Genomic DNA, 26,141 nt, shown 5'->3' on the forward strand with positions numbered 1-26,141 from the left:
ACGGCCCACTTCCCGACGCCAACCCCGTGTCACTCCGCACGCTACCCACGGAATGCGCCGAGACGTGACCCTGGGTCCGGCGGCTCACCGGCGTTTTTTTCGCTTGCCCGGCGTGAACAGAAGCACCAGCAGAGGCAGCAGCGCCACCGTGAACAGGGTGCACAAACAGGCGACCCAGAGCGGAAAATCGTCCGGGTTGCCCAGGACGAAGTACTTGAGCGCCGAGTAACCCAAGGCCAGCGCCATCAGCAACGTGATGCCCGGCAGGAGGAACCGGAACACAAAGGCCATGCCGAAGGCCTGCACACCGGCCATTGGATGGCCCAGCGCATACCAGACAGTGGCCCACAGACAATAGCCGAGGATGAACAGCATGACACTCGCCCCGAGCCACAGGCCCACACTGCGGGCGCTGAGCTCGGTGGCCGCCCGGTCCCCCGGGGCGTACACCACCCTGAGCGGGGCCCCTTCGACGGGCTCCTCGGTCGATGCCACCGAGTTGGGCAACTCCAGCGGCTCACCATCCGGTCCGACGAACCGCACTTGGGCGGTGTGCATCAGGCGCTGGCCGCGGACCGTGCGCCCTCGCGAGTCCTTTTCCTCATAGTCACGGTACTCCGAGGTGTGCCCCACCACGGTAGCGTCATACATGGGCTTGGTGGCGAGGGCATAGAGCGCCTGTCCGGTCCAGTAGCTGAAGGGCACGAACAAGGCAATCAACGCAAAGACGATGAGCACGACCAGCGTGCTGGTCCCCTTCCCTGGGCTTGCGCGCCGCGAAACGCCCCGCCCCACCCAGTAGGCGGCGCCCAGGAACACCGCGCTGCTCGCAAGCAGGACCTGGCCTGCAGAGGTCAATGCCATGGAGTGGACAGGCTCCGGATGCGGTACATGAAAGGCAGGGGATTCACGTGGAGAAGACCGGTTCGTCGGAAATATCGAGTTGGGTGAGGTACATCCGCAGGTCGAATTCGATCTGGTGGTACGCGGGCTCCATGTGCTCGCACAGCTGGTAGAACGCCTTGTCGTGGTCGCGCTCTTTCACGTGCGCCAGCTCGTGCACCACGATCATCTTCAGGAATTCGGGTGGCGTCTGCTTGAACAGGCTCGCGATGCGGATCTCCCGCTTCGACTTGAGCTTCGTACCCTGCACACGCGACACCGTGGTGTGGGTGCCGAGGGCATGCTGGATCACCTTCAGCTTGTTGTCGTACGCCACCTTGGCCAGCGGCGGGGCGTTGCGCAGGTGGCGGTTCTTCAGGTCCACCGCGTAGTCGTACAGGGCGGTGTCGGTGCGCACGTCGTGCACGGCCCCATACCGGCCGCGCAACACTTCCGCAAGGCGGCCCTCGTCGACGAGGGCCTGCACTTTCGCCTGCAGGGGCGCCGGGTAGGCGGAGAGGTACTTCAAGACGGCCATGGACACATCGTAACCGCCCGCGCCGCGCAACAATGCAGGCACCGCCGCTTCCGGAGACGCCGATGAAAGACGATGTCGTGTGCGCTCGCGTTCGCCTGCAGCCCGGCAGCCTGCCCCGGGTGCGCGCCTGGGCCGCCCACCTGCACGCGCACCGTGCCGATGCACTGCGCACGCTCGACGCCGAAGGGGTATCGGTGGAATCGGTGTTCCTCGAGACGGGCGCCGATGGCGACAGCCTCGTCTACTACATGCGCGCCAGCGACATCCAGGCGGCTTTCGCGGTGGCGGCGCGGTCCGAGGCGGCCATCGAGCAATATCATCGGGAATTCAAGCGAACCACGTGGCTCGAGGTGAACCGCCTCGAGCTGCTGGTGGACCTCTCGTCCTGATCCTGGAGCGTTCCCATGTCCCTCCACACCTGGCTGCGGGCGGCCCGCGATGCGTGACGCGCCTCACCGCCACACGGCCTCGGTGCCGGTGTTCGACCGCTACCTGGGCCAGCTCGGCGGCCTGCTCGACATCGCCGAGGCCGCAGGCGACCCGGCGGTGCTGGACGCCCGGCTCGTCGCCGGCATGCTGCCGTTTGGCGTGCAGGTGGAAATCGCCTGCAACTTCGCGCTGCGCGCCTGCTTTCCGCTGGCCGGTGAACCGGTGCCGCCTTACGGCGACTTCCCCGGCACGTTCGCAGGCCTGCACGACCGGATGGCCCGCGTGCGCACGATGATCGGCCTGCTGCCCCCGGCCGCCTTCACGCGCGACACCCCCATTGCCGACCAGGCGGGCTGTGCCCTCGTGACACTGCCGCCCGACACGTTCCTGTTCCAGTACGCCTTGCCGAACTTCTTCTTCCACGTGGGAGCGGCGTACCACATCCTCCGGCAGCGCGGCCTGGCCGTCGGCAAGGCCGACTTCGACGGCTTTCATAAATATTAGCCCCCCAGTCGCTTCGCTCCTGCCCCCAAGGGGCGCCCGCGGTCACCCGGGGGACCCGGGCTCGGCGGTAGCTTGATCTTCGGCTTCGCTTCGCTCGCCTCCTCCTGGCGTTCGCGGTTCGGGGCGTTGCTTGCTTCGCTCGCTTGCCCCTTTTCATCTCGACGGGCCGCGGCGGGGGACAATCGGGCTTTCGTGATCTGATTGAGTTGCCCATGTCCGTGACCCCTGAATTCGCCCTCGCCCACACCCGTGCCTGGGTGGACCGTGCCGTGATCGGCCTGAACCTTTGCCCGTTCGCGAAGGCGGTGCAGGCGAAGGGGCAGGTGCGGTATGTGTTCAGCGACACCACGGACGAGCAGGTGCTGCTCGACACGCTGTGCGCGGAGATGCACTACCTGGCCGAGACCGACCCGGCCAAGACGGACACCACGCTGATCGTGCACCCGAACGTGCTGGCCGACTTCGAGCTGTTCAACGACTTCCTCGATGCCGCCGACGCCGCGGTGGAAGAGCTGGGGTACGGCGGGGTGCTCCAGGTGGCCACGTTCCACCCGCAGTACCAGTTCGCCGACACGAACCCGGACGACATCACCAACGCCACGAACCGCTCGCCCTACCCCACGCTGCAGTTGCTGCGCGAGGAAAGTGTCGACCGCGCGGCCGATGCCTTCCCCGAGGCCGAAACGATCTACGAGACCAACATGCGCACGCTCGAGGCCCTGGGGCCCGAGAAGCTGGCCGCCCTGCAGGCCCGGTGCGAGGCCGACGCAGCCACGCCCCCACCCGCAGCCTGATTCGCTCGCGCCACGGCCAGCCACCCCGGTTGGCGCGCGCGGTCATCCCCCTGGCGGGGGAGATGCCGCCCGGTTGGGCGCACGCGGCGGAATTTCGCCACTTCGCGGGCGCCGCGCACGGTATAACGTACGGGTCCAGGCTCCACGGATCTGCCCCATGGCAGCAGCCCCGGTTCACACCGCGCCCGCAGTGCCCGCGTCGCCCGCCGCGGCCGACGACGACGTGCGTACCCGCGTGCGCATGGAGCAGATGGCGATGGTGTTCGGCCAGACCGCGGTGGCCACGTTTGCCGCCACCGCGTTCGCCCTCGGATTCGCACTCCACCTGCGCGGCAGCGTGCCCGACCTGCCGCTGACCCTGTGGGTTGTCGCGAAGGTGCTGGTGGTCATCCCCCGCATCGTGCAGGTGTGGCTCTACTCGCGCCGGCCTCACTCCTTGTCGTGGCTGTTCTGGGGCAAGGTGATGCTGTTCGCCGATGGCCTCGTGTGGGGCGCCGCCGGTGTGTGGCTCGTGCCCATGAGCGACATCCCCACCACCACCGTGATGGTGGCCACCCTGACCGGCGTGTGTTCGGTGGCCGCGTTCGTGCTGCACGTGGACTGGATCGCGTGCGTGGCGTACACCGTGCCCGCCGTGCTGCCCGCTGCCGTGAGCCTCCTGATGCGGGGCGACAGCTTCGGGGCCTACGGTGGCTTTACGGTGCTGATCTTCCTCGCGCTGCTGCTGCGCGCCACGCGCCGGTCCGAGCGCATCGTGGTGGAGATGCTGACGCTGCGCTTCACGAACGAGCGGCTCACCACGCAGCTGTCGGCAGCCCTCGCATCGGCCCACCGCGACAACCTCGCGAAAAGCGAATTCGTCGCGAACATGAGCCATGAGCTGCGCACGCCGCTGCACGGCATTCTCGGCATGGTGAACATGCTGCAGCACACCACCGCGCCCGAACGGCGCATCGAGGGTGCCCGGGTGATCCGCCGTTGCGGCGAACACCTGCTCGGCCTCATCAACAACATCCTCGAGTTCTCCCGGTTCGCCGCCCATGGCATCGACCTGCACCCGGAGGTGGTGGACCTGCGCGCGCTGGTCGACGATACCGTGGCGATGTGTGCCCCCGCCGCCACCGAGAAGGGCCTCGCGCTCACCACGCAGCTCGACCTGCCGCACCCGTGCCTGCGCTCAGCCGACCCGTTTCGCCTGCGCCAGGTGCTGTTCAACCTCGTTGGCAACGCGATCAAGTTCACCGACCACGGCAGCGTGACGGTGATCGCGCGCACCGACGCTTCGGGCGTCTTCCACGCCCAGGTCATCGACACGGGGGTGGGCATGAACGCGAAGATGCTCAGCCGCCTGTTCGAGCCTTTCGTGCAGGCCGACACCTCCAACAGCCGGCGTTTTGGCGGCACCGGCCTCGGCCTGAGCATCACCCGCGACATCTGCCGGGCGATGGGTGGCCGCGTGGACTGTTCCAGCAGCCCTGGCGCCGGGTCCACGTTCGAGATCGAGCTGCCGCTGCCGCCGGTGCCTGCATCCACGCCCCTGCCGGTGCGCGCCGGGCCCGTGGCGGCCCACGGCGAAGTGCCGGCCGGCGTGTCATTGGCCGGCACCGTGCTGCTGGCCGAAGACAACGAGGTCAACGCCATCGTGGCCGAGGCCGCGTTGCTGCGTTGGGGTCTCACCGTCGAGCGCGCGAGCGACGGCCACGAGGTGCTCGACCGCCTCAGCCACGGCGCCCGGCCCGACCTGGTGCTGCTCGACTGCCAGATGCCGCGCATGGACGGCTTCGAGGCCGCGCGCCGCATCCGCGCCATCGAGGCCGAGCAGGGCCTGCCGCGCATCCGGCTCGTGGCGCTGACGGCCAACGTGTTCCCGCAGGACCGCGAGCAGTGCCTGGCCGCCGGCATGGACGACTTCCTCGCCAAACCGTTCACCGACGCCCAGCTGCACGCCGTGCTGACCGAGGCGCTGGCGGTCCAGCCTCAGTGAGCGACACGCGGCCGCAGGCCGTGCCCCACGCGGTCGGTCACCGCGGCGAACAGGTCGATGTCGGGGTGGTACGTGCGGAAGACGAACGGGTAGTCGGCGGCGTCGCGCGCCCGGGCATCGGCCTCGGCCGTCACCATGTCGCGCACCAGCACGTGGTGCGGCAGGCCCCCTGCATGCACCAGCGGCACGAGGCGTCCGTCCTCGAACAGCGGTGCGAACCCGAGCATCCGGTACGACCGCAGGAGCGATTGCCGCGAGCCGGCGAGCACGGCCCCGATCTGCATCGCGATGCAGTACAGGTGGCTCGCCTTCACGAGCGCGAGCCGCACCGGCCCCGTGTAGCCGGGCCGCACCGCGAGACGCGTGATCTCGGCCAGCAGGCGGCCGCGCCATGCATCGGGCAGCGCCACGCTGCGTTCGATCTGCAGCGGCGCACGGCGGTTGGTCTGGATGCGGGCCGAGCCCACCACCTCGCCGGTGAGCTTGTCCTCGGCGTAGAAGATCGTGGTGCCAGGCAGGCGGTCCAGTGGATCGGCCTCGCCGAACGACGCCTTCAGGTGCGGCAGGTGGCGGCCGTACGCCACCTCGCGCAGTGCCTGCACCGCTTCGAGCTGCTCCTCGCTGCTGACCACGTGCACCGAGAACGGCAGCGCCACCTCGTCGATGCCTGCCCCTTCGAACGCCCCTTCGCACGCCCGATCCTCAGCCCAGAGGCCCGGAAACATCGCACGCTCGCCCATCCCCGTCGATTCAATCTGCAGCACGTTCGTTCTCTTGTTGAGTGTTGACCTTCCGAATGTCGGCACGTCGTGAACGGGATCAAGTAAGGCGCAGTAAGCGGCGTGTCGACGCGGTGAAAAGGGGGTGGGCCGATTCCTACGCCGATTGGCCGCCCGCACCGACAGACCTTGTCTCCCCGCCGGGGCACATTGGGCCCATCGGCCATGTGCCGGTTGTCATCCACTGCAGCGAAAGGAACACCCCATGAACAAGGACCAGGTCAAAGGACGTGTCGAGCAGGCCAAGGGCGCCATCAAGGAAACCACCGGCAAGGTGGTGGGCAACGAACGGCTCCAGGCCGAAGGCAAGCTCGACAAGGCGGGCGGCAAGATCCAGTCTGGCGTCGGCGACGCGAAGGAAAAGGTGAAGGACGCGGTGGACAAGCTCTGACCGGCCCACTCACCCGGTGCGGGGCGGCCGCCGGTCTCCGGCCCCGTCCTGCACGTTCGACGCGGACCCCCGATGCCCATCCCCACCACACCGAACCCCATCCTTCCGGACCTCACGCCGCCGCCACCGCCGCTGCCGCCACGACCGGAACCCGATCCCGAACCGGTCGACGACCCGCGGGCACCACAAGGCCTGCCGGTGCCGGTGCGCGACCCGGGTGCCCCCGCGCCCGCATCGCTTTGATGCCCCTTCCGACCGCACGGGCGCTTTTGGCGTCCCTGCGGCGGGTATGCCATAACAGGCTTCCGGCCACTCTGGAGACATCCATGCCGAAACTCGCTTTCGCGTCACGTTCCGCATTCCTGGCCGCCATCGTGCTGGTGGCGGGTTGTTCGATGAACCCGATGGGCACGCACGCGCCCACGTTCGGCGCCAAGCTCACTGGCGGCGCGGAAGTGCCGGCCAATGCCAGCCCCGGCACCGGCTCGTTCGAGGCCCGCCTGAACAAGGACACCTCGGTGCTGAAGTGGAAGGTCAGCTACGCCGGCCTCACCGGCCCCGTGACAGCCGCCCACCTGCATGGCCCGGCCGCACCGGGCTCGAACGCCGGCCCCGTGGTGCCGTTCACCGGGCCGCTGTCCAGCCCGTTCACGGGCGAGGCCACCCTCACTGCCGCACAGGTCGCCGACCTGATGGCGGGCAAGTGGTACGTGAACCTGCACACCGCGGCCCACCCGGGTGGTGAGATCCGCGGCCAGGTCAACGCGAACAACTGACCCACGCAACCGATGGCACGCCGCCGCGCCAGCGTCCCCTGGGGCGTGACGCTCCAACGCGCCTTCGGTGCCGTGGCCCGGGCCAACCTGGGCCTCGCCGGCAAGGCGGCCACGCGGGCCGCCAAGGCCGTGCTCGAGCCCGCCGCGGAGCGGCGCAAGCCGCCTCGCGGCGTGGGCGACTGGATCGCGGGATTCGCGATGGCTGCAGGCGGCACGCGGCGCTTCCAGCTGTACCGTCCGCCCGGCGTGAAGGCCTCGGACCGCCTGCCACTGATGGTGATGCTGCACGGCTGCCAGCAGGACGCCAAGTCGTTCGCGGTCAGCACGCGCATGAACACGCTGGCCGCGCGCGAAGGCTTTTTCGTGCTGTACCCCGAACAGGACCGTCGCGCCAACCCGCAAGGCTGCTGGAACTGGTTCGAGACCCGCACGGGCATTGCGCACGCCGAGGCCGACATCCTGATGGCCGCGGTGAAGCAGGTGTGCCTGCTGTACCCGGTCGACCCCGCCCGCGTGGCGGTGGCCGGCATGTCGGCCGGCGCCAGCATGGCGGCGCTGCTCGCCACGCGCCACCCCGAGCGTTTCAAGGCCGTCGCCATGCACTCGGGGGTGCCACCGGGCGCGGCCAGTTCAACCACGTCCGCCCTCGGTGCCATGCGGGGGCGCCGCACGCCCTCGTCGCCAGACCAGGACAGCGACTGGCCCCCGCTCATCGTCATCCACGGAGGGGCCGACAGCGTCGTGTCCGCGCGCAACGCCGAAACCTCCGCCCGGCTGTGGGCGGAAGCGGCCGGCGCCCGGGCCACCGTGCCGCGCGCGGTGCAGCGCGGCCAACGCCACGCGATGACCATCACCGACTACAAGCGCGGCCGCGACACCGTGGCGTCGCTGTGCGAGGTGGGGTCGTTGGGCCACGCCTGGAGCGGCGGCGCGGCCAAACGCCCGTTCAGCGATGCCAACGGCCCGGACGCCTCGCGGCTCGTGTGGGCCTTCGCGTCGCGCCAGTTCGACAAGGCGGGCTGAGCCCGCCGTCACATCGCGCAACAACCCCGGAGGCCCGAGGGCGCCACATCGCGCGATGCCGTGCGAACATCGGCGACTTCCGCCAGACCGACCGCCATGAACGCCTGCCAACTCACCCTTGCCATCGCCTTCGCCGCCGCCTCCGTCGCGGCCCATGCCCAAACCACCGCACCGCTGAAACCCGGCCTGTGGGAGCAGTCCGCCACGCTGAAGAGCCAGAGCGGCCAGATCGAAAAGGCCATGGCCGACGCCGAGGCCCAGATTGCCCGGCTGCCAGCGGAACAGCGCCGCCAGATCGAAGCCATGATGAAGGCGCGCGGCGTCAGCATCGGCAACGGCGCCACCACGGTGCGCATGTGCCTCACCGCGCAAGACATCGAACGCGGCAACATCCCGGTGCAAACCGGCGACTGCGCGCAACAGGTGCTGTCGCGCGACGACACCACGCTGAAGGTCTCGTTCACGTGCCAGACCAACCCGCCATCGCGCGGTGTGGGCGAGGTGCGCCTGCTGAGCCCCACGTCCACGGTCGCCACCGCCCAGGTGGACACCCAGGTCAACGACAAGCCCGAGCGCATCGACACCACGCAAAAGGGCACGTGGATCGGCGACGACTGCGGCGACATCAAACCGCTGGCCCGCTGAGGGCCTGCGGTCCGACACCGGCGTGCGGCGCACGCCGGTTCTCATGTCCCGGGGTGCCACCTACCCTTTCAATGTCCATCGACTTGAAAGGACCCCATCATGAAAACGCTGCTGTTGCTGGCCGTGGGTGTGCCGCTTCCCATCATCCTGTTGATCTGGTTCCTCACCTGACCGGTGATGTCACCTCGGGTGCGGATCGGCCAGCACGGCCACCACGTCCGACTGCGTGATGATGCCCACCAGGCGCTCCCGTTCGCCCAGGATGGGAATGTGGTGGTGACCGGTGCTGCCGAACAGCGGCACCAGGTCCACCAGCTTGCGGTGCTCGCTCGCCACGCGCACCGTGCGGGTCATGATCTGGCCCACCACCTCGGGCTTGTCCGAGTGTGAGCGGCCCGTGCTGCGGATGAGTTGCTTGAGCTTCTGGCCGAATCCTTCGTGCAGGTCGAGTTCGGCCGTGCGCATGAAGTCGGCGAGCGTGACGATGCCCACGATGCGAAACAGCCGGTCCACCACCGGCAACGCCTTGATGCGCCGCTCCCGCAGCAGCGCCCAGGCCTCCTGCAACGGGGTGCCGAATTCCACCGTGACCAGGTCGCGCGACATCACGTCGCGGCAGTGCAGTTCGGCGAGGCGCCGCTGGTACCCTTCTCCGCGTGTCTGCTCCAGCAGGGCCTGCAGGTCGTCCCGGCTGATGTCGAGCACCTGGTTGTAGCGTGCCAGCACGGCATCGAGGTCGTCGCGCACCCCGGGGGTTTCAGGCACCACCTGGGCGTGCGGGTAACGGCGCCGCGTGGCGTTGTTGTAGAACACCCCCACCGCCACCAGCACCACGGAATTGAGCATCACCGGGAACAGCACGAACCGCGGGTCGGTCACACCGGCCATCACCATCAGCAGGGCCGCCGCGCCACCGGGCGGGTGCAGGCACCGCAGCGCGAACATCGTGCCGATGGCGCCGGCCACGGCCAGCGCCGCGGCCCATTCGGTGGTGCCACCCAGGTTCATGCAGGCCACGCCAACGAGCGCAGACAGGGTGTTGCCCCCCACCACGGCCCACGGCTGCGCGAGCGGGCTCGCCGGCACGGCGAACACGAGCACGGCCGATGCCCCGAGCGGTGCCACGATCCACGCCGCCATGCCGGGGCCGCCGACAAAGTGGCCGATCAGCCCGGTGATGACGATGCCCAGGCACGCCCCGAGCGCCCCGCGCAACCGCTCCCGTCCGTCGACCTTCTGCGGGGCGGGCCAGTAGGCCTTCCACCACGGCACGGCGGCGGGCGATCGGGGAATCGGGGTGGACATGGGCACGGTCGCTGGCAGCGGGACAATCGCACATCCTAAGGCTTCGCGCAGCCCGGGCCGCAGGCCTGGGTGACCGCCACCGTGCTGTGACGCACGGGGCGGCCCCCGCCGTCAGACCCCGTTGTCCACGGCCACCAGGCCGGCCTTCGGGAGCGGCTTGAACAGCTCGTCGAAGTCCTGCGCGTTGAGCGCGGCATCGCTTGCCACCCCCGACAGCAGCATGTCGGCCAGCCCCGCCTTGCGCGCCTGGAGCTCGAGCATCTTGTCTTCCACCGTGCCGTCGGCCAGCAGCTTGTAGACGAACACCGGCTTGTCCTGCCCGATGCGGTACGCGCGGTCGATGGCCTGCTGTTCCACCGCAGGGTTCCACCACGGGTCGTACAGGATGACCGTGTCGGCCGCGGTGAGGTTCAGGCCCACGCCACCGGCCTTCAGGCTGATCAGGAACAGCGGCACGTCGCCCGTCTGGAATTCCTCGACGAGCCCCGCCCGGTCCTTCGTTTCCCCCGTCAGCAGCAGGTACGGCAGCTTCAGCCGCTGCACTTCGGCCTCGATCAGGTTGAGCATCTCGGTGAACTGCGAGAACAGCAGGATGCGCCGGCCGTCCTCCACCAGCGTGGGCAGCAGGTCGAGCAGCAGCTCCATCTTGGCCGAAGGCGCCACCTTCACGGCGGCGTCGCCACCGGTCTTGATGAGGCGCGGGTCGCAGCACACCTGGCGCAGCTTCAGCAGCGCGTCGAGCACCATGATCTGGCTGCGGGCCAGGCCCTGCTTCTCGATGGCCTCGCGCAGCTTGCTGTCCATCGTGGCGCGCACGGTTTCGTACAGGTCGGCCTGGGCGCCCGAGAGCTGCACGCGCAGGTGGGTCTCGGTCTTGTCCGGCAGTTCCTTCGCCACCTGCTGCTTGGTGCGGCGCAGGATGAAGGGGCGCACGCGCCGCGCGAGGTGGGTGGCCAGCGCCGATTCCTGGCGCTTCTCGATGGGGTTGCGGTAGTGCTCGCGGAATTCCTTCTCGTTGCCGAGCAGGCCCGGGCACACGAAGTCGATCAGGCTCCAGAGTTCGCCCATGTGGTTCTCGAGCGGCGTGCCGCTCAGGCACAGGCGGTGGCGGGCGCGCAGGCCCTTCACGCTGAGCGCCGCCTGGCTGCGCGCGTTCTTGATGCGCTGCGCCTCGTCGAGCATCAGGTAGTGCCATTCCTGGCCGGCGAGCGTGTCCACGTCGCGCACGGCGAGCGGGTAGCTCGTGATCACCACGTGCGCCTTCGGGATCTTCGAGAAGTGTTGCATGCGCTGCGGGCCGTGCAGCACCAGCGTCTTGAGCTGCGGTGTGAACTTGTGCGCCTCGGCCGCCCAGTTGCCGATCAGGCTGGTGGGCACGATGACGAGGCACGGACGGTCGAGCCGGCCCGCGTCGAGCTCACCCTGCAGCAGCGTGAGGGCCTGCAGCGTCTTGCCGAGGCCCATGTCGTCGGCGAGCACGCCGCCGAGCTGTGCGCGGCGCAGGAAGTCCATCCAGGACAGGCCGTCCTGCTGGTAGTGCCGCAGCGTGGCGTTGACGTGGGGCGACGGCTGCACCACCGGCAGGCCCTCGCCGATGCGCAGCGCCCGCACCTGCTCGATCAGCGCGGTGAAGCTCGTGGGGGCCGTGATCTTGGCACCCACGGACAGGTCGTCCATGGCGCCGAGGTCATAGCGGGACATGCGCAGCGGCGCGTCGCGTCCGTTGGCCTCGAACACCGTGCGCAGCCAGTCCATCAGCGGCGCCACGCGCTTGACGGGCACACGCAGCAGGCGCTGGCGCACCGGGCGGCCCGGCAGGACCGGCTCGTTGCCGGGCCACGGCACGAGCACGTCGCCGTCGGGGTCGCGCAGCGCGGCATCGAGCTTGAGCCAGCCGGTCTGCACCAGGCCCACGAGCAACGGCACCAGGTCGACCGGTTCACCTTCCACCGACACCTTCAGGCCCAGCGTGAACCAGTTGCCGTCGGGGGCCTCCTCCACGTCTACGGACCATTCGTCCGCGTTGTGCATCTCGTACGGGAAGTCGTCGGCGAGTTCGATGGCCCAGCCGCGGGCCTGCAGTTCGGGCAACTGCTTGGCGAGCAGCGTGGGCCACTGGTCGCGCAATTGGGGCACCAGCACCAGCGGCTGGCCTTCGAGCGCATGCGGCGTGGTGTGGGCCGCGCGGGCGCCCACCTTGGTCAGCCGGTTGTGGGCCAGCCCCGCGGCGAGGCTCCACGGCCGGAAGCCGAGTTCGTTGAACAGCACCAGCAGTGCCGCCGCCTCTTCCTTGCCCTGGCGCTGAAAGCGCACGGCGCTCGTCTGCCCCGGGTGGGCGGGGTCGGCGCGCTCGGCGAGCGTCTGCTCGGCGGCACCCGCCGGGTAGTGGTACTCGAGCGGCGCGCCGTTTTCGGGCACGTAGCGTAGGATGAACTGGGCCGAGGCCTGGCGCAGCGTGGTGTTGCGCGACGCGTTCGACCCGTAGCGGTGGTGCAGCAGCGCTTCGGAGGCCACATCCACCGCGGTGGTGAGGCGCAGCACCGGCACCAGCTGCAGCGTGCCGAGGTTCTCCACCGGGCGTTCGGCCTGGCGTGCGGCGGCGGGCGGCGGTGGCGGCGTGCCACCGAGCGGGCGCACGGCCGGCGCCAACTCGGGGTTCTTCTTGCGGCGGATCTCGCGGGCCTCGAACGCCATCAGCGCGGCGGCCACGTGGGGGCAGTTCAGCCCGACCGGGCAGGTGCAATGGCCCTGCACGCGCAGGCCCAGCCGGTCGAAGGGCAAGGTGATGCGCTGGTCGTACGCAGCCAGGCCGAGGCCCTGCATGCGCGTGAGCAGCGTGCTGCCGTGCGTGTGCATGGACAGCACGGACTGGTCAGGGTTCAAGGCCATCGCGCGCGTCAGCGTGACGCGGTCGAACTGCTGGCCAAAATCAAAGTCGGGGGGAAGAGAGAATTCGATCATGAGCAAATGGGCGGCAACCCTCGATTGTCGGGCAGGACGGAGGTACTTTTGAACTCGAATCGACGCAATCTGCTGTTTTCGCTGGCCGCGCTGCCCTGTTGGGGGGTCGCGGGGGCCATTTCGCGCCCTCCGGCGGTGCACCTGCCCCATGATTTCGGCGCCCACCCGGGCACCCGCACCGAGTGGTGGTACCTCACCGGCACCCTGTCGGCCGGCGATCGGCTGTGGGGGTTCCAGGTGACGTTTTTTCGCGCCACCACCGGCATGGCCACCAGCCACCCCAGCCGGTTTGCCCCGCGGGAGCTGGTGTTCGGCCATGCGGCACTGACCGACCTGGCTGCCGGCCGCCAGCACCACGACCAGCGGGTGGCCCGGGCCGGGTTCGGCGCCGCGGGTGCGGCCGAGGGCCGCACCGACGTCCGGCTGCGCGACTGGCGCCTGGCGCGCGACGGCCCGGTGAACGACGGCCGGTACACCGTCCGCGTGCGCAGCCCCGCGGCCGGTTTTTCCCTGGACCTGGCACTGGCCACCACCCAGCCGCCGTTGCTGCAGGGGCTGGACGGCTGGTCGCAGAAGGGCCCCGATCCGCAACACAACTCCCATTACTACAGCGAACCGCAGCTGGCCGTCACCGGCACCGTCACCCAGCGGGGGCGGGCCACCGCCATCACCGGGCGAGCCTGGCTGGACCACGAATGGAGTACCGCCCTGATGGCACCCGAGGCCCAGGGCTGGGACTGGATCGGCATGAACCTCGACGATGGCAGCGCCCTCACCGCCTTCCGCCTGCGCCGGGCGGACGGCACGGCGCTGTTCGCCGGCGGCAGCTTCCGCCGCCCGGGTGGGCCGGTGCTGATCTTTTCGTCGGACAGCGTCACGTTCACCGCCGGCCGCACGTGGCAAAGTCCGGCGTCGCAGGCCCGGTACCCCGTCGCCTGGACGGTGGACACCCCGGCCGGGCATTTCACCGTGGCCGCGCTGCTCGACGCCCAGGAACTCGACAGCCGGGCCAGCACCGGCGCCTGGTACTGGGAGGGGCTGAGCGACCTGCGCGACGCGGAGGGCCGGCGGGTGGGCCGCGGCTACCTGGAGATGACCGGTTACGCAAGCCGCCTGCAGCTGTGACCCCCGCATTTCGTGCAAATGGGCGCGGAACCGCGCGCTTATCCGCACACACACGGGTCAATCCGCGCCCACAATGGAAGGAACCCGGAATTTCCATCCATGTCGACGTTCACCCCTCCCCGCCAGTGGTCGCTGCGTGCGCAGGTGAGGTGGTCGGTGTGCCTGCTGGTCGCCACGCTGGCCGTCGGCGGAGGTGAATGGCTGGCCCGGCACGACGCCAGCCTGGCCCGCCAGGATGCCGGCAACCAGCAGCTCCAGGTGGCCCACGACATGGCCGAGCGGCTCTCGCAGGAGATGGCCGCCCGCGCCCGCGACGTGCAGCTGCTGTCGGAACTCGACGAGCTGCGCCACTTCACCGACGCCGATGCCGCCCGCAGGGCCCTCGAACGGCTCAAGGCCACGCTGAGCTCCTATGCCTGGCTCGGCATCACCGACCGCGAGGGCACCGTCCTCGCCGCCACCGACGGCGTGCTGGTGGGCCAATCCATCGCCACCCGCCCGGTGTTCCTGAACGGCATCCAGGGCCTGTGGACCGGAGACGTGCACGAGGCCGCACTGCTGGCCAAGCTGGTGCCGCACCCGCCCGGTGAATCCGTCAAGTTCGTGGACGTGGCCGCCCCACTCCGCGGCCCCGACGGCACCATCCGTGGCGCGCTGGCACTGCACCTGAGCTGGGAATGGGCCGAACAGCTCCGTCAATCGGTGCTGCGCCCGCGCGGCGCCGCGCGCGCGCCGCAACTGATGATCTTCGACGCCCGCGGCCAGATGCTGCTGCCCGCGGAAAAGGGAATCCCCAACCCCGTGCTGCAGCTGCCCCGCATCGCCGCGCTCGGCGAACGCTGGGGCGTCGAGACGTGGAGCGACGGCCAGGAGGCCCTCACCAGCGTCTCGGAAAGCCGGCCGCTTGGTGACTTCACCGGCTTCGGCTGGCGCGTGGTGGCCCGAGACACCCAGGCTGCCGCCGCCACGTCCGTGCAGGCCGCCCGGCCCGAAGCCTATGGCTGGGCACTGGGTGCCGGCGCGTTGGCCGCCCTGGTCGCTTGCTGGGTGATCGGCCGCGTGGTCGCACCGGTCGAGCAACTGGCCCGGTCGTTGCGCCCCCCGGGATCGCCCGCGCAGGGCGCGGGCCCCAGGTCCCAGCGCCGCAGCGACGTCCAGCAGATTGCCGCCGCCGTCACCCGGCTGCAGGCCACGGTGAAGGAGCGCGATGATTCCATGGGCCAGCTGGCCGACAAGGCCCGCCGCGACCCCCTGACCGGCGTGTGGAACCGGGGTTACCTGCCCGAGATGACGGAGTCCCTGCGCGTCGCACTGGCCGACGGGACGTACGAGGCCTGCGTGCTGTGCGTGGACCTCGATGGCTTCAAGGAGGTCAACGACCGCTACGGCCACGCCGCCGGCGACGAGGTGCTCGTGCAGGTGGCGCGCCGCCTGCGCCAGGCCGCGCGCGCAGGCGACCCTGTGTTCCGCCTCGGCGGCGACGAGTTCATGCTGCTGCTGACCTGCCCGCTCGGCGAGGCCGCCGGCCTGGCCCGCAGCATCGCCGCCCGCGTGCTCGCCGAACTGCAGCGCCCCATGAGCTACCGCACGCTGAGCAACCTGCGCATCAGCGCGAGCGTGGGCGGCGCGGTGTGGTCCAACCCCGCCGAGCCCCTCGCCGACACCATGGCCCACGCCGACGAAGCCTTGCACGCGGCCAAGCACAGTGGCCGCGGCATGTTCCGGCTGTATGCCGGCATGCCCGCCGCGGCGGCGCAGGGCACACCGCCGCGCCTGCAGGCCTGAGAGGCTGACAGGCTCACAACCGCAGGAACCGCCCCCGGGCCGCCTGCGTGATCGCCACCACGCACGGGTGCGTGATGCGCCGCTCGACCGAGATCGCGTAGAACTCCTCCACCAGTTCCTCGGTGCGGCCCACCACCTGCACGCCGTACTGCTCGCAGGTTTCCTCCTCCAGCACACGCGGCGACATGAACACGCCTCGTCCTTCCCGGCCGAAGGCCTTCATCAGGGCCGCGTCGTCGAATTCACCGATGGCGCGCGGGTGCACCTGCTGCTGCGTGAGCCACAACTCGAGCCGCTGCCGCATGGCCGAGGCCGAGCCCTGGATCAGCATGGGCGCACCGTCGAGGTTGTGCGGAAACGTGCCCTTGAGCGTGCGCTTGAGTGCCGGCGACGCAAAGAAGCTCATGGCCGTGGTGCCGAGCGCGTGGTTGAACGCCTTCACGCTCAGCTGCTTGCTCATGGGCTCGTCGGCGATGACCAGGTCGATGCGGTGCACGGCCATCTGGGCCAGCAGGTCCTCGAACTTGCCTTCGGTGCAGATGAGCCGCACCGTCTCGGGCAGCCCGAGCGCCGGCTCCAGCAGCCGGTACGCGATGGACTTGGGCACCGAATCCGCGATGCCGACGCGGAAATCCACGACGTGTTCTCCTTCGGTGGCGGCGCCGATGGCCGCCTCCATCTCGGTCGACAACGCGAAGATCTGGTCGGCATACCCGAGTGCCACCCGCCCCTGTTCGGTGAGTTCGAGCCGGCGGCCGCTCTTGCGGAAGAGACGGCAACCGAGGCGGTCCTCGAGCAGCTTGATCTGGCCCGAGAGCGTCTGCGGGCTGATGTGCAGCTGTTCGCCGGCCCGCACGATGCCGCCGGCCTTGGCGGTGGCCCAGAAGTAGTGCAGGTGCTTGAAGTTCACGGGCGGAAGTCGATACTGCGGTTTTTCCGCAGCATCTGGCTGAAAAGCTCGAATTTACGCGAAACGTCGCACTCGGTACATTGCCCCCTATTCAAGACTGACGAGGCCACGCCATGGAATTCCTGCTCGACCCCAACATCTGGATTGCCTTCGGCATGCTCACCGCCCTCGAGATCGTGCTCGGGGTGGACAACATCATCTTCATCTCCATCCTCGTGGGCCGCCTGCCGCCCGAGCAGCGCGACTTCGCACGCCGCCTGGGCCTCGGGTTCGCGATGGTCTCGCGCCTCGCGCTGCTGTTCTCGCTCAGCTGGGTGATGGGCCTTACCGCCGACCTGTTCACGGTGGCCGGCCAGGGCATCAGCGGACGCGACCTGGTGCTGCTGCTGGGTGGCCTCTTCCTGCTCTACAAGGCGTCGCACGAGATCTTCGTCGAGGTGGAAGCCCGCGAACAGGACGGCCCGCCGGCCACGTCCCCCGAAGCGGCCGCCGCCGCGCGCCGCGGCATGGTCTGGGGCATCGTGGGCCAGATCGCCGTGATCGACATCGTGTTCTCGCTCGACTCGGTCATCACCGCGGTGGGCATGGTGGACCAGATCGGCGTGATGGTTGCCGCCGTCGTCACCTCCGTGGCGGTCATGCTGTTCGCGGCCAAGCCCATCGGGGATTTCGTCGACAGCCACCCGTCGGTCAAGGTGCTGGCCCTCGCCTTCCTCGTGATGGTGGGCATGGCGCTCACCGCGGAAGCGTTCGATGCCCACGTGCCGAAGGGCTACATCTACGCAGCCATGGCGTTCTCGCTCGCGGTGGAGGCCCTCAACATCCGCGCGCGGAAGAAGCGCATGCTCCTTGCGGCGAACTGAATACCTCGCCTTTTCCCGAAGTATTCCTGCTGAAAATTCGCATTTACGCGAAGTGTTGGGCCACCCAGAATGGCCCATCGCTTCCCTTCTTTGAAAGGACCCCAGATGAACCAGTCCCTGCAAACCGCCTACGGTTTCCCGACCTCCTCGGAAACACGCAACCGCGTGCTCCGCAACACCTACTGGCTGCTCGCGCTGTCGATGGTTCCCACCGTGCTCGGCGCGTGGATCGGCCTTGTCACCGGCGTGGGCGCCGCCCTGTCCGGTGGCTTGGGCGCCATCGTGTTCCTCGCAGGCGCGTTCGGCTTCATGTTCGCCATCGAAAAGACCAAGCACTCCTCCGCGGGTGTGGCACTGCTGCTCGCGTTCACGTTCTTCATGGGCGTGATGCTGTCGCGCATGGTGGGCGTGGTGCTGGGCATGGCCAACGGTGCCGGCCTGATCATGATGGCCTTTGCCGGCACGGGCGCCATCTTCTTCGGGATGGCCACGCTATCGTCGGTGATCAAGCGCGACCTGTCCGCGATGGGCAAGTGGCTCTTCATCGGCGCCATCCTGCTGCTGGTGGCGGGCATCGCCAACATCTTCCTGCAGTCGAGCGCGCTGATGATCACGCTCGCCGTGCTGGCCATCGGCATCTTCTCGGCCTTCATCCTGCACGACCTCAAGCGTGTGCAGGACGGCCTTGAAACCAACTACATCAGCGCCACGTTGGGGGTGTACCTGAGCCTCTACAACGTGTTCCAGTCGCTGCTGATGCTGTTCGGCCTGGGTGGCAGCCGCGACGAGTGACCTCGTCCTGAAACCCGCAAGCGGGGCCTTCGGGCCCCGCTTTTTCGTTCCTGTGTCGTGAAGGAGAATGTTCCCCCATGCACTCCCCTTCCGGGCGCCCGCTGTCAGACGTGCTGTTCGAGATCGCCTCCGACACCACGCGCCCCCGCATCTCCATCGGCCAGCTGCTTCGCGCACTGGACGACCGGGCACTCGCGGCCCTGCTGCTGATCTTCGCGCTGCCCAACGCCATCCCGATGCCCCCGGGCACGTCGTCCGTGCTCGGCACCCCGCTTGTCTTCCTGACGGCGCAGCTCGCGCTCGGGCTGTCGCCCTGGCTGCCCCAGTTCATCGCCAAGCGGTCGGTGGCCCGCACCGATTTCGCCGCCATCGTGGTGCGCCTCGCACCCTGGCTCGCCCGCGCCGAGAGGCTGCTCAAGCCCCGGCTGCTGTGGATCACGTCGCCCGTGGGTGAGCGCGTGATCGGCCTCGTGTGCCTGCTGCTCGCGGTGATCCTGGTGCTCCCCATCCCGTTCGGCAACATGCTGCCGGCCGCTGCCATCAGCCTGATGGCACTCGGCGTGCTGGAACGCGACGGGGTGTGGGTGATCGCCGGGCTGGCCACCACCGTGGCGGCCATCGCGCTGGTGGCCGGGGTGCTGGCCGGCATGCTCAAGGCGGCAATGCTGGTGATCGCCCACCTGTTCTGACTCTCGCGGGGTTCAGTCCACCAGTTCGGGGCGGTGCACCGCCCCTCCCAGGGCCGGCGGCCGCTTCACGCGGGCCATCTCGGACGCGATTTCACCGATGCGGCGAAGGGCCTCGCGCTGGGCGTTGTCCCAGCGGCCGCCCACGCCGAGGCGGATGCAGTGGCGGTAGCGGTCGGTGGCGCTGAACATGGTGCCCGGCGCGAACACGATGCACTCGGCCAGGCACCTGCGGAACAGCTCGAACGAATCCACGTCGGACGGCAATTCGACCCACAGGATGAACCCGCCCGGCGGGTCGGTGACACGGGTGCCCGGCGGGAAACTCTGCGCGATGATGCCGCGCGCATCGTCCACCCGCACCGCCACGGTGGCGCGCAGCTGGCGATAGCTGGCCTCGGTGCCTGGCTGCGTGAGCAAGTCGGCCATGGCCAGCTCCAGCACCGCCGTCTGCGCCCCGCTGGTGGCCGCCTTCAGTGCCGCCACCTTGGCGCCCCACCGGCCCGCCTCCACCCAGCCCAGGCGGATGCCGGGGGCCACGGTCTTCGAAAACGACCCGCACATCATCACGTGCCCGGTGGTGTCGAACGACTTGACGGCACGGCGCATGTCGTCGTGTTCGGCCAGGTCGTTGTAGAGCACGTCCTCGATCAGTGGCACGTTGTGCCGCGACATCATGGCGGCCAGGCGCGCCCGGTCGTCGAGCGACAGCGTGGCGCCCATGGGGTTCGACAGCGTGGGCACGATCAGCACGGCCTTCACCGGCTGGGTGTCGAGCGCGAGCTGCAAGGCGTCGAGCGACACGCCGGTGCGCGGGTGCGTGGGGATCTCGAGCGCCCGCAGGTGCAGGCTCTCGAGGATGGTCAGGAACCCGAAGTACGTGGGCGACTCGAGCGCGACGATGTCGCCCGGCTGGGTGACGGCACGCAGACACAGCGTGATGGCCTCGATGCAGCCGTTCGTGACCACCACGTCCCGGGCATCGAGCTGGCAGCCCATGCGCAGCCCATGTCGCGCGATGGCGCGGCGCAGCGATTCCTCACCCACCCCCAGCGGGTAGTTGCACAGGCTCTGGCGGTTGCGCTGCGTGGCACGGCTGACAGCGCGGCGCACGCGGTCCTGCGAGAACAGTTCGGCGCTGGGGCACGCGGCGCCGAACGAGATGTAGCGTGGATCGGTGGCCAGGCGCATGACCTGGGTGGTGAGCGAACTGACATCCACCGGCATCGACGCGGCCGGCGGGCGGGAGGTTTCGGGTTGCGGGAGGCCCGGCGGGCGGGCGGACACGAAGTAGCCGGAGCGGGGGCGTGCCTCGATCAGGTGCGCATCTTCCAGCGACCGGTAGGCCTGGATCACCGTGGACAGCGACACCCCCTCCTGCCGCGCCATCTCGCGCACCGAGGGCACGCGCTCGCCCGCGGCGAGCGTGCCGGCGCGGATCGCGTTGGCGATCGTCTGGGCGAGTTGGAGATAAAGCGCACCATCGGACGTCATGCGTCCATTCTGTACTGACCCACGATGGGTTGACCAGTACAGAATGGCCCGAAGCCGACCAACACAGCCCCCGAAACGGGCGCCACTGTACTTGTCCAGGTCACGGGCCCTGTGTCTGGCGGCCGTTGGAACCGCGGCATAAGGTTGGGGCCATGAACACCCTGACCTTCTCCGCCTCCGCCGCCCCGGCTTCGGCTTCGCCCGTGCCGGCCGTTCCTGCCCATGCCCCGTTCCGCATCGCGGCCGGCGCGGTGCTGGCGCTGCGCCATGGCCGCGGCCTGAGGGTCGAGGTGATGGAGGGCCGGCTGTGGATCACCGCGGCCGGCGACACGCAGGACCACTTCGTGGGCCCGGGTGGCCGGCACGCGCTGGGCCAGGCCCACGCAGTGGTGATCGAAAACGTGGGATCGGGGACGGCACTGCTGCGCCTGGTCCCCGGCACCTGACCGCGGGGCCTCTCAGTGCGCGCCGCCCACGTCGGCGGCGGCACTACCCCTCGCGGGCCGCGTGGTCCACACCATGCCGATGAGCAACACGAACAGCACGGCCGACACGTAGAACACGTCGGTGGCGGCCATCGTGTAGGCCTGCTGGTCCACGAGGCGGTTGATCGTGGCCAGGGCCTGGTCGTTCGAGTAGCCGGCGGCACCCAGCTGGCCCAGCACGGCGGTGGCCGCATCGTTGGTGCGGTTCACCGACTCGGCGAGGTGCGCGTGGTGCATCACCGCGCGGTTTTCCCAGGCCGTGGTGAAGATCGACGTGCCCATCGCCCCCGCCGTGATGCGCACGAAGTTGCTGAGGCCCGCCGCGGCAGGCATGCGGTCGGGCGTGAGCCCCGAGAACACGATGGCCTGCAGCGGAATGAAAAAGAACGCCATGGCCGCGCCCTGCAGCAAGGTGGGCACCAGGATCGTCATCAGGTCGGCCTGCGCGTTGAACTGCGAGCGCATCCACAGCACGATCGCGAACCCCACGAAGGCCACCGTGGACAGGCGCCGCGGGTCGATGCGGCCCACGTTCTTGCCCACCCACGGCGACAGCACGATGGCGAGCAGCCCCACCGGCGCGAGCGCGATGCCAGCCCACGTGGCGGTGTAGCCCATGTACTGCTGCAACCACAGCGGCATCAGCACCACGTTGCCGAAAAAGAGGCCGTAGGCCACGGCGAGCGACACGGTGCCCAGCGTGAAGTTGCGGCCCTTGAAGAGGCGCAGGTCCACGATCGGGTTCTTCTCGGTCAGCTCCCACGCGAGGAAGACGAGGAACCCCACCACCGCCACGACGGCCAGCGTGATGATCTCGCCCGACTCGAACCAGTCGAGTTCCTTGCCCTTGTCGATCATGATCTGCAGCGCGCCCACCCACAGCACCAGCAGGCCAAGGCCCACGTAGTCGAGCGGCACCCGCTTCGGGCCGGCGTCGCGCTTGCGGTAGATCGACCACGCGGCGGCGGCGGCGGCCAGGCCCACCGGGATGTTGATGTAGAAGATCCACGGCCACGAGATGTTGTCGGTGATCCAGCCGCCGAGCAGCGGTCCCACCACCGGCGCCACCAGCACCGTCATGGCCCACATCGCCATCGCCATGCCCGCCATGGCGGGCGGGTAGCTCGACAGCAGCAGCGTCTGTGACAGCGGGATCATGGGACCGGCCACCAGCCCCTGCAGCACGCGAAAGGCGATCAGCATGCCGATGTTGGGCGCCAGGCCGCACAGCCACGACGAGATCACGAACAGCAGGATGCTCGCGATGAACAGGCGCACCTGCCCGAAACGCTGGGTCAACCAGCCGGTGAGCGGCACCGAGATGGCGTTGGCCACGCCGAACGACGTGATGACCCAGGTGCCCTGGGCCGGGCTCACACCCATGTCGCCCGAGATGGCGGGGATCGACACGTTGGCGATCGAGCTGTCCAGCACGTTCATGAAGGTGGCCAGCGACAGCGCGATGGTGCCCATCACGAGCTGGCTGCCGGTCAGCGGCGGGAACGCGCCGGGCGGCTTGGCGATGGAGGTCGACATGGTGTGACGCTCCCGCCGGTCACTTCGCGAGCGCGAGGCTCGCGGACACCGGCGCGGCCGCCCCGATTTGCAGCGGCGCCGAGGCCTTCACGGGCCGGCCCAGGTTGGTGGCGACGATGCGGTTCACCTCGGATTCGGCCTGCTGGTCGGTCACATCGAACACGGCCGTCTGCGCCACGGCGGCGCGGCGCGGTGCGTCGGCCAGGGTCTTGCCGCTGGTGTCGCTGATGTCGACCTTGGCCTCCATCGACAGGCCCACGCGCAGCGGGTGGCCGGCGAGTTCGCGCGGGTCCATCGACACACGCACCGGCACACGCTGCACCACCTTGATCCAGTTGCCGGTGGCGTTCTGCGCCGGCAGCAGCGCAAACGCCGCTCCGGTGCCAGCGCCGAGGCCCTCGACCTTGCCGTGGTACTCGACCTTCTTGCCGTACACATCGGCCTTCAGCGTCACCGGCTGGCCGATGCGCAGGCTCTGCAGCTGGCTTTCCTTGAAGTTGGCGTCGACCCACACCTGGTCGAGCGCGATGACCGACATCAGCGGCGCGCCGGCCTGCACACGCTGGCCCACCTGCACGCTGCGTTTGGCGATGTAGCCGTCCACCGGTGCCGGCAGGTCCGCGCGCTTGAGGGCCAGGTAGGCCTCGCGCACGCGTGCCGACGCGCGCTGCACGTTCGGATGTTGTTCCACCGACGTGTTGTCGGTGAGGGACTGGTTCGACATCAGCTGCTCACGCGCGGCCACCACCCCCGACCTGGCGGCTGCCACCGCACTGCGTGCGGCAGACAGCTGGGCATTGGCGTGGTTGAATTCCTCCTTGCCCACGGCCCCCGTGGCCACGAGCGGGGTGCGGCGGCTCACGTCGTCCTGCGCACGGACCAGCTCGCTCTCGGCACGGGCCAGGTCGGCCTCGCGCAGCGCGATCTGGGCCTTCAGCGTGGCGTTGTTCGCAAACAGGGTGCGCACTTCGCGGACGGTCTGGGCCAGTTGCGCCTCGGCCTGGTCGAGTGCCACGCGGGCGTCCGCCGGGTCGAGCCTGACGAGCGGCTGGCCGGCCTTCACGAAGTCGGTGTCGTCCGCGTTGATGGCCAGCACGGTGCCGCCCACCTGCGGGGTCAGCTGCACCACGTTGCCTTGCACGTAGGCGTTGTCGGTGGTCTCGAAATGGTTCAGCACGAGCGCGTAGTAGGCGCCGTAGGCGGCGCCGATCACGACGACGGCCGCGGCGATGGCCGTCAGCGCCTTCTTGCGGGCGGGGTTGGTGGCGGGGGCTGCGGTGGTTTGCGGGGCGTTCATGGCGGGTACTCCGGGGCGGCGGTGTGAGAGGGTTCAGCGGGCGGCGTAGCCGCCACCGAGGGCACGGGCGAGCGACACCTGGGTGTCGAGCGCACGGGCCTGCAGGTCGGCGGCCGAGCGGCGCTGCGCGAGCACGTTCGATTCCGCGGTGAGCACCGTGATGTAGGTGCCCAGGCCGGCCTTGTAGCGTTGCGTGGCCAGGTCGTAGGCCGATTCGGCGGCCGTTCCGGCCTGGCGCTGCTCGCGCTGCTGGCGTTCGATCGACTGGATGGAGGTCAGCTGGTCGGCCACGTCGCGCACGGCGTCGATCACCGCCGCGTTGTAGGTTTCCACCGCGGCATCCACGTCGGCCGTCTTGCCGCGCAGGTTGGCGCGCAGCCGGGCCGTGTCGAAGATGGGCAGGTGGATGGCCGGGCCGATGCCGTACTGCTGGCTGCCGCTCTTGAGCAGGCGGTCGAGGCCGATGCTGGAGAAGCCGGCGAAACCGGTGAGGCTCACGTTGGGGTAGAACTGGGCCTTCGCGGACCGGGTGTCCTGCGACGCCGCCTCGACGCGCCAGCGGGCCGCGCTCACGTCCGCCCGGCGGGCCAGCAGGTCCACCGGCAATGTGTCGGGCAGCGCCAGTGCGTGCACCTGCTGCAGGCGCGGCGTGAGGCCGTCGAGCGCCGACGGGGCCTGCGCCGTGAGGGCGGCAAGTGCGTGGCGCGTGATCGCCATCTGTTCGTCGAAGGCCTCCAGCTGCTGCCGGGTCTCTGGCAGCGCGCCCTCGCCCTGGCGCAGCTCCACCTGCGTGTCCAGGCCGGCGGCCACGCGCTGGCGGATCAGCGAGAGCATCTCGTCGCGCTGGGCCAGCGCCCGTGCGGCCACGTCGCGCTGCTCGGCCAGGCGGGCGAGTTGCAGGTAGGTGCGGCTCACCTGGCTCGCGAGCAGCACACGGGCCGCAGCGATGTCGGCCTCCGACGCGCGCTGCGCGCCCACGGCGGCCTCGATGGCCGCGCGGTTGCGCCCGAAGAAGTCGAATTCGTAGGACGCCTTGACCTGCAGCGTGCCGCTGTCCTCGATGGCGCCGGCCAGCGGCTTCGGGATCATGCCGTTCTCGGTGTAGCGCTGGCGGGAGGCTTCGAGCGACAGGTCACCCTGGATGCCGTCGTTGGCACGCGACCCGTCCACCGATGCGGCGGCACGGTCGAGCCGGGCCTGGGCCACCTTCAGCGTGGGGCTGCCGGCCAGCGCCTGCTGGACCAGGCCGTCGAGCGTGCTGTCGCCGAAGCCCGACCACCAGGCTTCGGGCACGGCCGGCGCGGCGGTGTCCGCCGGAACGAGGCCGGCACGCGCCGGCTCGATCGCGGTGGCACGGGGCTCGATGCCGGCGTAGCTCGCGCAGCCGGCCAACGTGAGCACCAGCGTGGACGCCAGTGCCGCAACCAATGCGGAGACGACCAGCCAGCCGGCGTGGCGCGGCACGGCGGGCGAAGGCTCTCGGGAAGTGGAAAGTGCGTTCATGTTGAACATCCTGGAGAAACTTGACAAGGCTTTAATTGCCTAGGCATTCATTTGGGCGGAAAAAGCGGCGGCACTGCGGCTCGGCGGTCTCAAGGTTCCTGGCGGAATGCTTCGCCGTTGTCGAGCATCCGGTGCAGGTAGCCCTTCAGGGCAAGCCATTCGCTCTTCGAAAAACCGGCGAGGTGGTAGTTCATGACCTCGCTGAGGGCGCGCGGAATGTGCTGGGCAACCTGCTCGCCTTCAGGCGTGAGTTCCACGTTGACCACGCGGCGATCGGTGGCGGAACGGATGCGGCGGCAAAGCCCCTTGGCCTCGAGCCGATCGAGCAGGCGCGTGGTGGCGCCGGGATCCATCTCCAACTCGCGGGCCAGTTCGGCCACCGTGGACGCCTTGCCGAGCAGCAGCTTCAACAGGGGCTGCCACTGCGCGTGGGTGATGCCATGCGGCTCGAGGCGCCGGCCGGTTTCCTGGACCATGCTCAACAGCACGCGGCGCATCATGAACCCGACGCTCGCCTCGGCAGCGTAGGTGTCGGCGTGATAGAAGTCGGCGGGAACGGTTGAGCGTGGCATGGGGCCAACTTTAGATGCCTAGGCAATCATTGTCAAGGCTTGCAATGCAAAATGCGCCCGCCCCGACTCGGCCCCTGCCCGG

26 protein-coding genes are annotated in these 26,141 nt (G+C 69.5%); 15 read left to right on the forward strand and 11 right to left on the reverse strand.

All coding sequences use genetic code 11. The features are described 5' to 3' along the window. Nucleotides 1-84: 84 nt before the first annotated feature. Complete coding sequence (locus ASC87_RS03530) at nucleotides 85-864, reverse strand: hypothetical protein (RefSeq protein WP_056656755.1); 780 nt, start codon at nucleotides 862-864, stop codon at nucleotides 85-87. A 43-nt stretch (nucleotides 865-907) separates the two neighbouring features. Next, nucleotides 908-1,420: a M48 family metallopeptidase gene (locus ASC87_RS03535; protein WP_056656966.1), complete on the reverse strand. Its 513-nt coding sequence runs from the start codon at nucleotides 1,418-1,420 to the stop codon at nucleotides 908-910. A 62-nt stretch (nucleotides 1,421-1,482) separates the two neighbouring features. On the opposite strand from ASC87_RS03535, the gene ASC87_RS03540 reads away from it, so the two are divergent. From ASC87_RS03540 to ASC87_RS03555, 4 genes are all read left to right on the forward strand, one after another. Then, nucleotides 1,483-1,809, forward strand: coding sequence for a DUF6176 family protein (locus ASC87_RS03540; RefSeq protein ID WP_056656970.1), 327 nt, complete (start codon nucleotides 1,483-1,485; stop codon nucleotides 1,807-1,809). A 49-nt stretch (nucleotides 1,810-1,858) separates the two neighbouring features. Then, a complete protein-coding gene (locus tag ASC87_RS03545; RefSeq protein WP_056656758.1) occupies nucleotides 1,859-2,353 on the forward strand; it encodes a DUF1993 domain-containing protein in 495 nt (164 codons plus the stop codon). A 212-nt stretch (nucleotides 2,354-2,565) separates the two neighbouring features. After that, nucleotides 2,566-3,147 (forward strand): DUF1415 domain-containing protein, encoded by a 582-nt coding sequence (locus ASC87_RS03550; RefSeq protein ID WP_056656761.1) that lies wholly within the window; start codon nucleotides 2,566-2,568, stop codon nucleotides 3,145-3,147. Nucleotides 3,148-3,304: 157 nt separating this feature from the next. After that, a complete protein-coding gene (locus tag ASC87_RS03555) occupies nucleotides 3,305-5,131 on the forward strand; it encodes an ATP-binding protein (RefSeq protein WP_056656764.1) in 1,827 nt (608 codons plus the stop codon). Here the strand turns inward: ASC87_RS03555 and ASC87_RS03560 are convergent. Then, the gene (locus ASC87_RS03560) at nucleotides 5,125-5,895 is read right to left on the reverse strand and encodes a hypothetical protein (RefSeq protein ID WP_157603823.1); all 771 of its coding nucleotides are present in this window, start codon (nucleotides 5,893-5,895) and stop codon (nucleotides 5,125-5,127) included. The genes ASC87_RS03555 and ASC87_RS03560 overlap by 7 nt on opposite strands. Before the next feature lie 220 nt (nucleotides 5,896-6,115). On the opposite strand from ASC87_RS03560, the gene ASC87_RS03565 reads away from it, so the two are divergent. From ASC87_RS03565 to ASC87_RS03580, 5 genes are all read left to right on the forward strand, one after another. Further along, nucleotides 6,116-6,301 (forward strand): CsbD family protein, encoded by a 186-nt coding sequence (locus tag ASC87_RS03565; RefSeq protein WP_056656770.1) that lies wholly within the window; start codon nucleotides 6,116-6,118, stop codon nucleotides 6,299-6,301. 72 nt (nucleotides 6,302-6,373) lie between these two features. Next, entirely contained in the window at nucleotides 6,374-6,544 is a 171-nt protein-coding gene (locus ASC87_RS31555; protein ID WP_157603824.1) for a hypothetical protein, read from the forward strand. 83 nt (nucleotides 6,545-6,627) lie between these two features. Further along, the gene (locus tag ASC87_RS03570; protein WP_056656773.1) at nucleotides 6,628-7,077 is read left to right on the forward strand and encodes a CHRD domain-containing protein; all 450 of its coding nucleotides are present in this window, start codon (nucleotides 6,628-6,630) and stop codon (nucleotides 7,075-7,077) included. Nucleotides 7,078-7,089: 12 nt separating this feature from the next. Then, nucleotides 7,090-8,100, forward strand: coding sequence for a PHB depolymerase family esterase (locus tag ASC87_RS03575; RefSeq protein WP_056656776.1), 1,011 nt, complete (start codon nucleotides 7,090-7,092; stop codon nucleotides 8,098-8,100). Nucleotides 8,101-8,196: 96 nt separating this feature from the next. Further along, nucleotides 8,197-8,745 (forward strand): DUF3617 domain-containing protein, encoded by a 549-nt coding sequence (locus ASC87_RS03580; protein WP_056656779.1) that lies wholly within the window; start codon nucleotides 8,197-8,199, stop codon nucleotides 8,743-8,745. Between the two features lie 180 nt (nucleotides 8,746-8,925). Here ASC87_RS03580 and ASC87_RS03585 read toward each other — a convergent pair whose 3' ends face one another. Both ASC87_RS03585 and ASC87_RS03590 read right to left on the reverse strand, forming a co-directional pair. Next, complete coding sequence (locus tag ASC87_RS03585; protein ID WP_056656782.1) at nucleotides 8,926-10,050, reverse strand: HPP family protein; 1,125 nt, start codon at nucleotides 10,048-10,050, stop codon at nucleotides 8,926-8,928. Nucleotides 10,051-10,161: 111 nt separating this feature from the next. Further along, nucleotides 10,162-13,011 carry a DEAD/DEAH box helicase gene (locus tag ASC87_RS03590; RefSeq protein WP_157603825.1) on the reverse strand — a complete coding sequence of 950 codons (2,850 nt, stop codon included), beginning with the start codon at nucleotides 13,009-13,011 and terminating at the stop codon, nucleotides 10,162-10,164. A 6-nt stretch (nucleotides 13,012-13,017) separates the two neighbouring features. On the opposite strand from ASC87_RS03590, the gene ASC87_RS03595 reads away from it, so the two are divergent. Then, nucleotides 13,018-14,136 carry a lipocalin-like domain-containing protein gene (locus ASC87_RS03595; protein WP_056656787.1) on the forward strand — a complete coding sequence of 373 codons (1,119 nt, stop codon included), beginning with the start codon at nucleotides 13,018-13,020 and terminating at the stop codon, nucleotides 14,134-14,136. Between the two features lie 99 nt (nucleotides 14,137-14,235). After that, nucleotides 14,236-15,921 carry a sensor domain-containing diguanylate cyclase gene (locus ASC87_RS03600; protein WP_056656790.1) on the forward strand — a complete coding sequence of 562 codons (1,686 nt, stop codon included), beginning with the start codon at nucleotides 14,236-14,238 and terminating at the stop codon, nucleotides 15,919-15,921. Between the two features lie 13 nt (nucleotides 15,922-15,934). Here ASC87_RS03600 and nhaR read toward each other — a convergent pair whose 3' ends face one another. After that, on the reverse strand, nucleotides 15,935-16,831 hold the full coding sequence (gene nhaR / locus ASC87_RS03605; RefSeq protein ID WP_056656793.1) for a transcriptional activator NhaR: 897 nt from the start codon (nucleotides 16,829-16,831) through the stop codon (nucleotides 15,935-15,937). 113 nt (nucleotides 16,832-16,944) lie between these two features. Between nhaR and ASC87_RS03610 the strand changes: the two genes are divergently transcribed. The 3 genes from ASC87_RS03610 (at nucleotide 16,945) to ASC87_RS03620 (ending at nucleotide 19,175) form a co-directional block, all read left to right on the forward strand. Then, a complete protein-coding gene (locus tag ASC87_RS03610) occupies nucleotides 16,945-17,694 on the forward strand; it encodes a TerC family protein (RefSeq protein ID WP_056656796.1) in 750 nt (249 codons plus the stop codon). 105 nt (nucleotides 17,695-17,799) lie between these two features. Next, nucleotides 17,800-18,486, forward strand: coding sequence for a Bax inhibitor-1 family protein (locus ASC87_RS03615; protein ID WP_056656799.1), 687 nt, complete (start codon nucleotides 17,800-17,802; stop codon nucleotides 18,484-18,486). 77 nt (nucleotides 18,487-18,563) lie between these two features. Next, nucleotides 18,564-19,175, forward strand: coding sequence for an exopolysaccharide biosynthesis protein (locus ASC87_RS03620; protein WP_056656802.1), 612 nt, complete (start codon nucleotides 18,564-18,566; stop codon nucleotides 19,173-19,175). 12 nt (nucleotides 19,176-19,187) lie between these two features. Here the strand turns inward: ASC87_RS03620 and ASC87_RS03625 are convergent, their stop codons facing one another. Continuing rightward, nucleotides 19,188-20,666 carry a PLP-dependent aminotransferase family protein gene (locus ASC87_RS03625; RefSeq protein ID WP_056656805.1) on the reverse strand — a complete coding sequence of 493 codons (1,479 nt, stop codon included), beginning with the start codon at nucleotides 20,664-20,666 and terminating at the stop codon, nucleotides 19,188-19,190. Nucleotides 20,667-20,818: 152 nt separating this feature from the next. On the opposite strand from ASC87_RS03625, the gene ASC87_RS03630 reads away from it, so the two are divergent. Beyond that, the gene (locus tag ASC87_RS03630; RefSeq protein WP_056656808.1) at nucleotides 20,819-21,112 is read left to right on the forward strand and encodes a DUF2917 domain-containing protein; all 294 of its coding nucleotides are present in this window, start codon (nucleotides 20,819-20,821) and stop codon (nucleotides 21,110-21,112) included. Between the two features lie 12 nt (nucleotides 21,113-21,124). Here ASC87_RS03630 and ASC87_RS03635 read toward each other — a convergent pair whose 3' ends face one another. The 4 genes from ASC87_RS03635 to ASC87_RS03650 all read right to left on the reverse strand — a co-directional run bounded on the left by ASC87_RS03635 (nucleotide 21,125) and on the right by ASC87_RS03650 (nucleotide 26,059). Further along, a complete protein-coding gene (locus ASC87_RS03635) occupies nucleotides 21,125-22,687 on the reverse strand; it encodes a DHA2 family efflux MFS transporter permease subunit (protein ID WP_056656811.1) in 1,563 nt (520 codons plus the stop codon). A 19-nt stretch (nucleotides 22,688-22,706) separates the two neighbouring features. Continuing rightward, nucleotides 22,707-23,984 carry an HlyD family efflux transporter periplasmic adaptor subunit gene (locus ASC87_RS03640; RefSeq protein WP_056656815.1) on the reverse strand — a complete coding sequence of 426 codons (1,278 nt, stop codon included), beginning with the start codon at nucleotides 23,982-23,984 and terminating at the stop codon, nucleotides 22,707-22,709. 33 nt (nucleotides 23,985-24,017) lie between these two features. Further along, nucleotides 24,018-25,487, reverse strand: a complete 1,470-nt coding sequence (locus tag ASC87_RS03645) for an efflux transporter outer membrane subunit (RefSeq protein ID WP_157603826.1) — start codon at nucleotides 25,485-25,487, stop codon at nucleotides 24,018-24,020. A gap of 89 nt (nucleotides 25,488-25,576) precedes the next feature. Continuing rightward, complete coding sequence (locus ASC87_RS03650; RefSeq protein ID WP_056656820.1) at nucleotides 25,577-26,059, reverse strand: MarR family winged helix-turn-helix transcriptional regulator; 483 nt, start codon at nucleotides 26,057-26,059, stop codon at nucleotides 25,577-25,579. Between the last annotated feature and the right edge of the window lie 82 nt (nucleotides 26,060-26,141).

It is taken from the genome of Rhizobacter sp. Root1221, assembly GCF_001425785.1.
In the GTDB taxonomy this organism is placed as follows: Bacteria; Pseudomonadota; Gammaproteobacteria; order Burkholderiales; family Burkholderiaceae_C; genus Rhizobacter.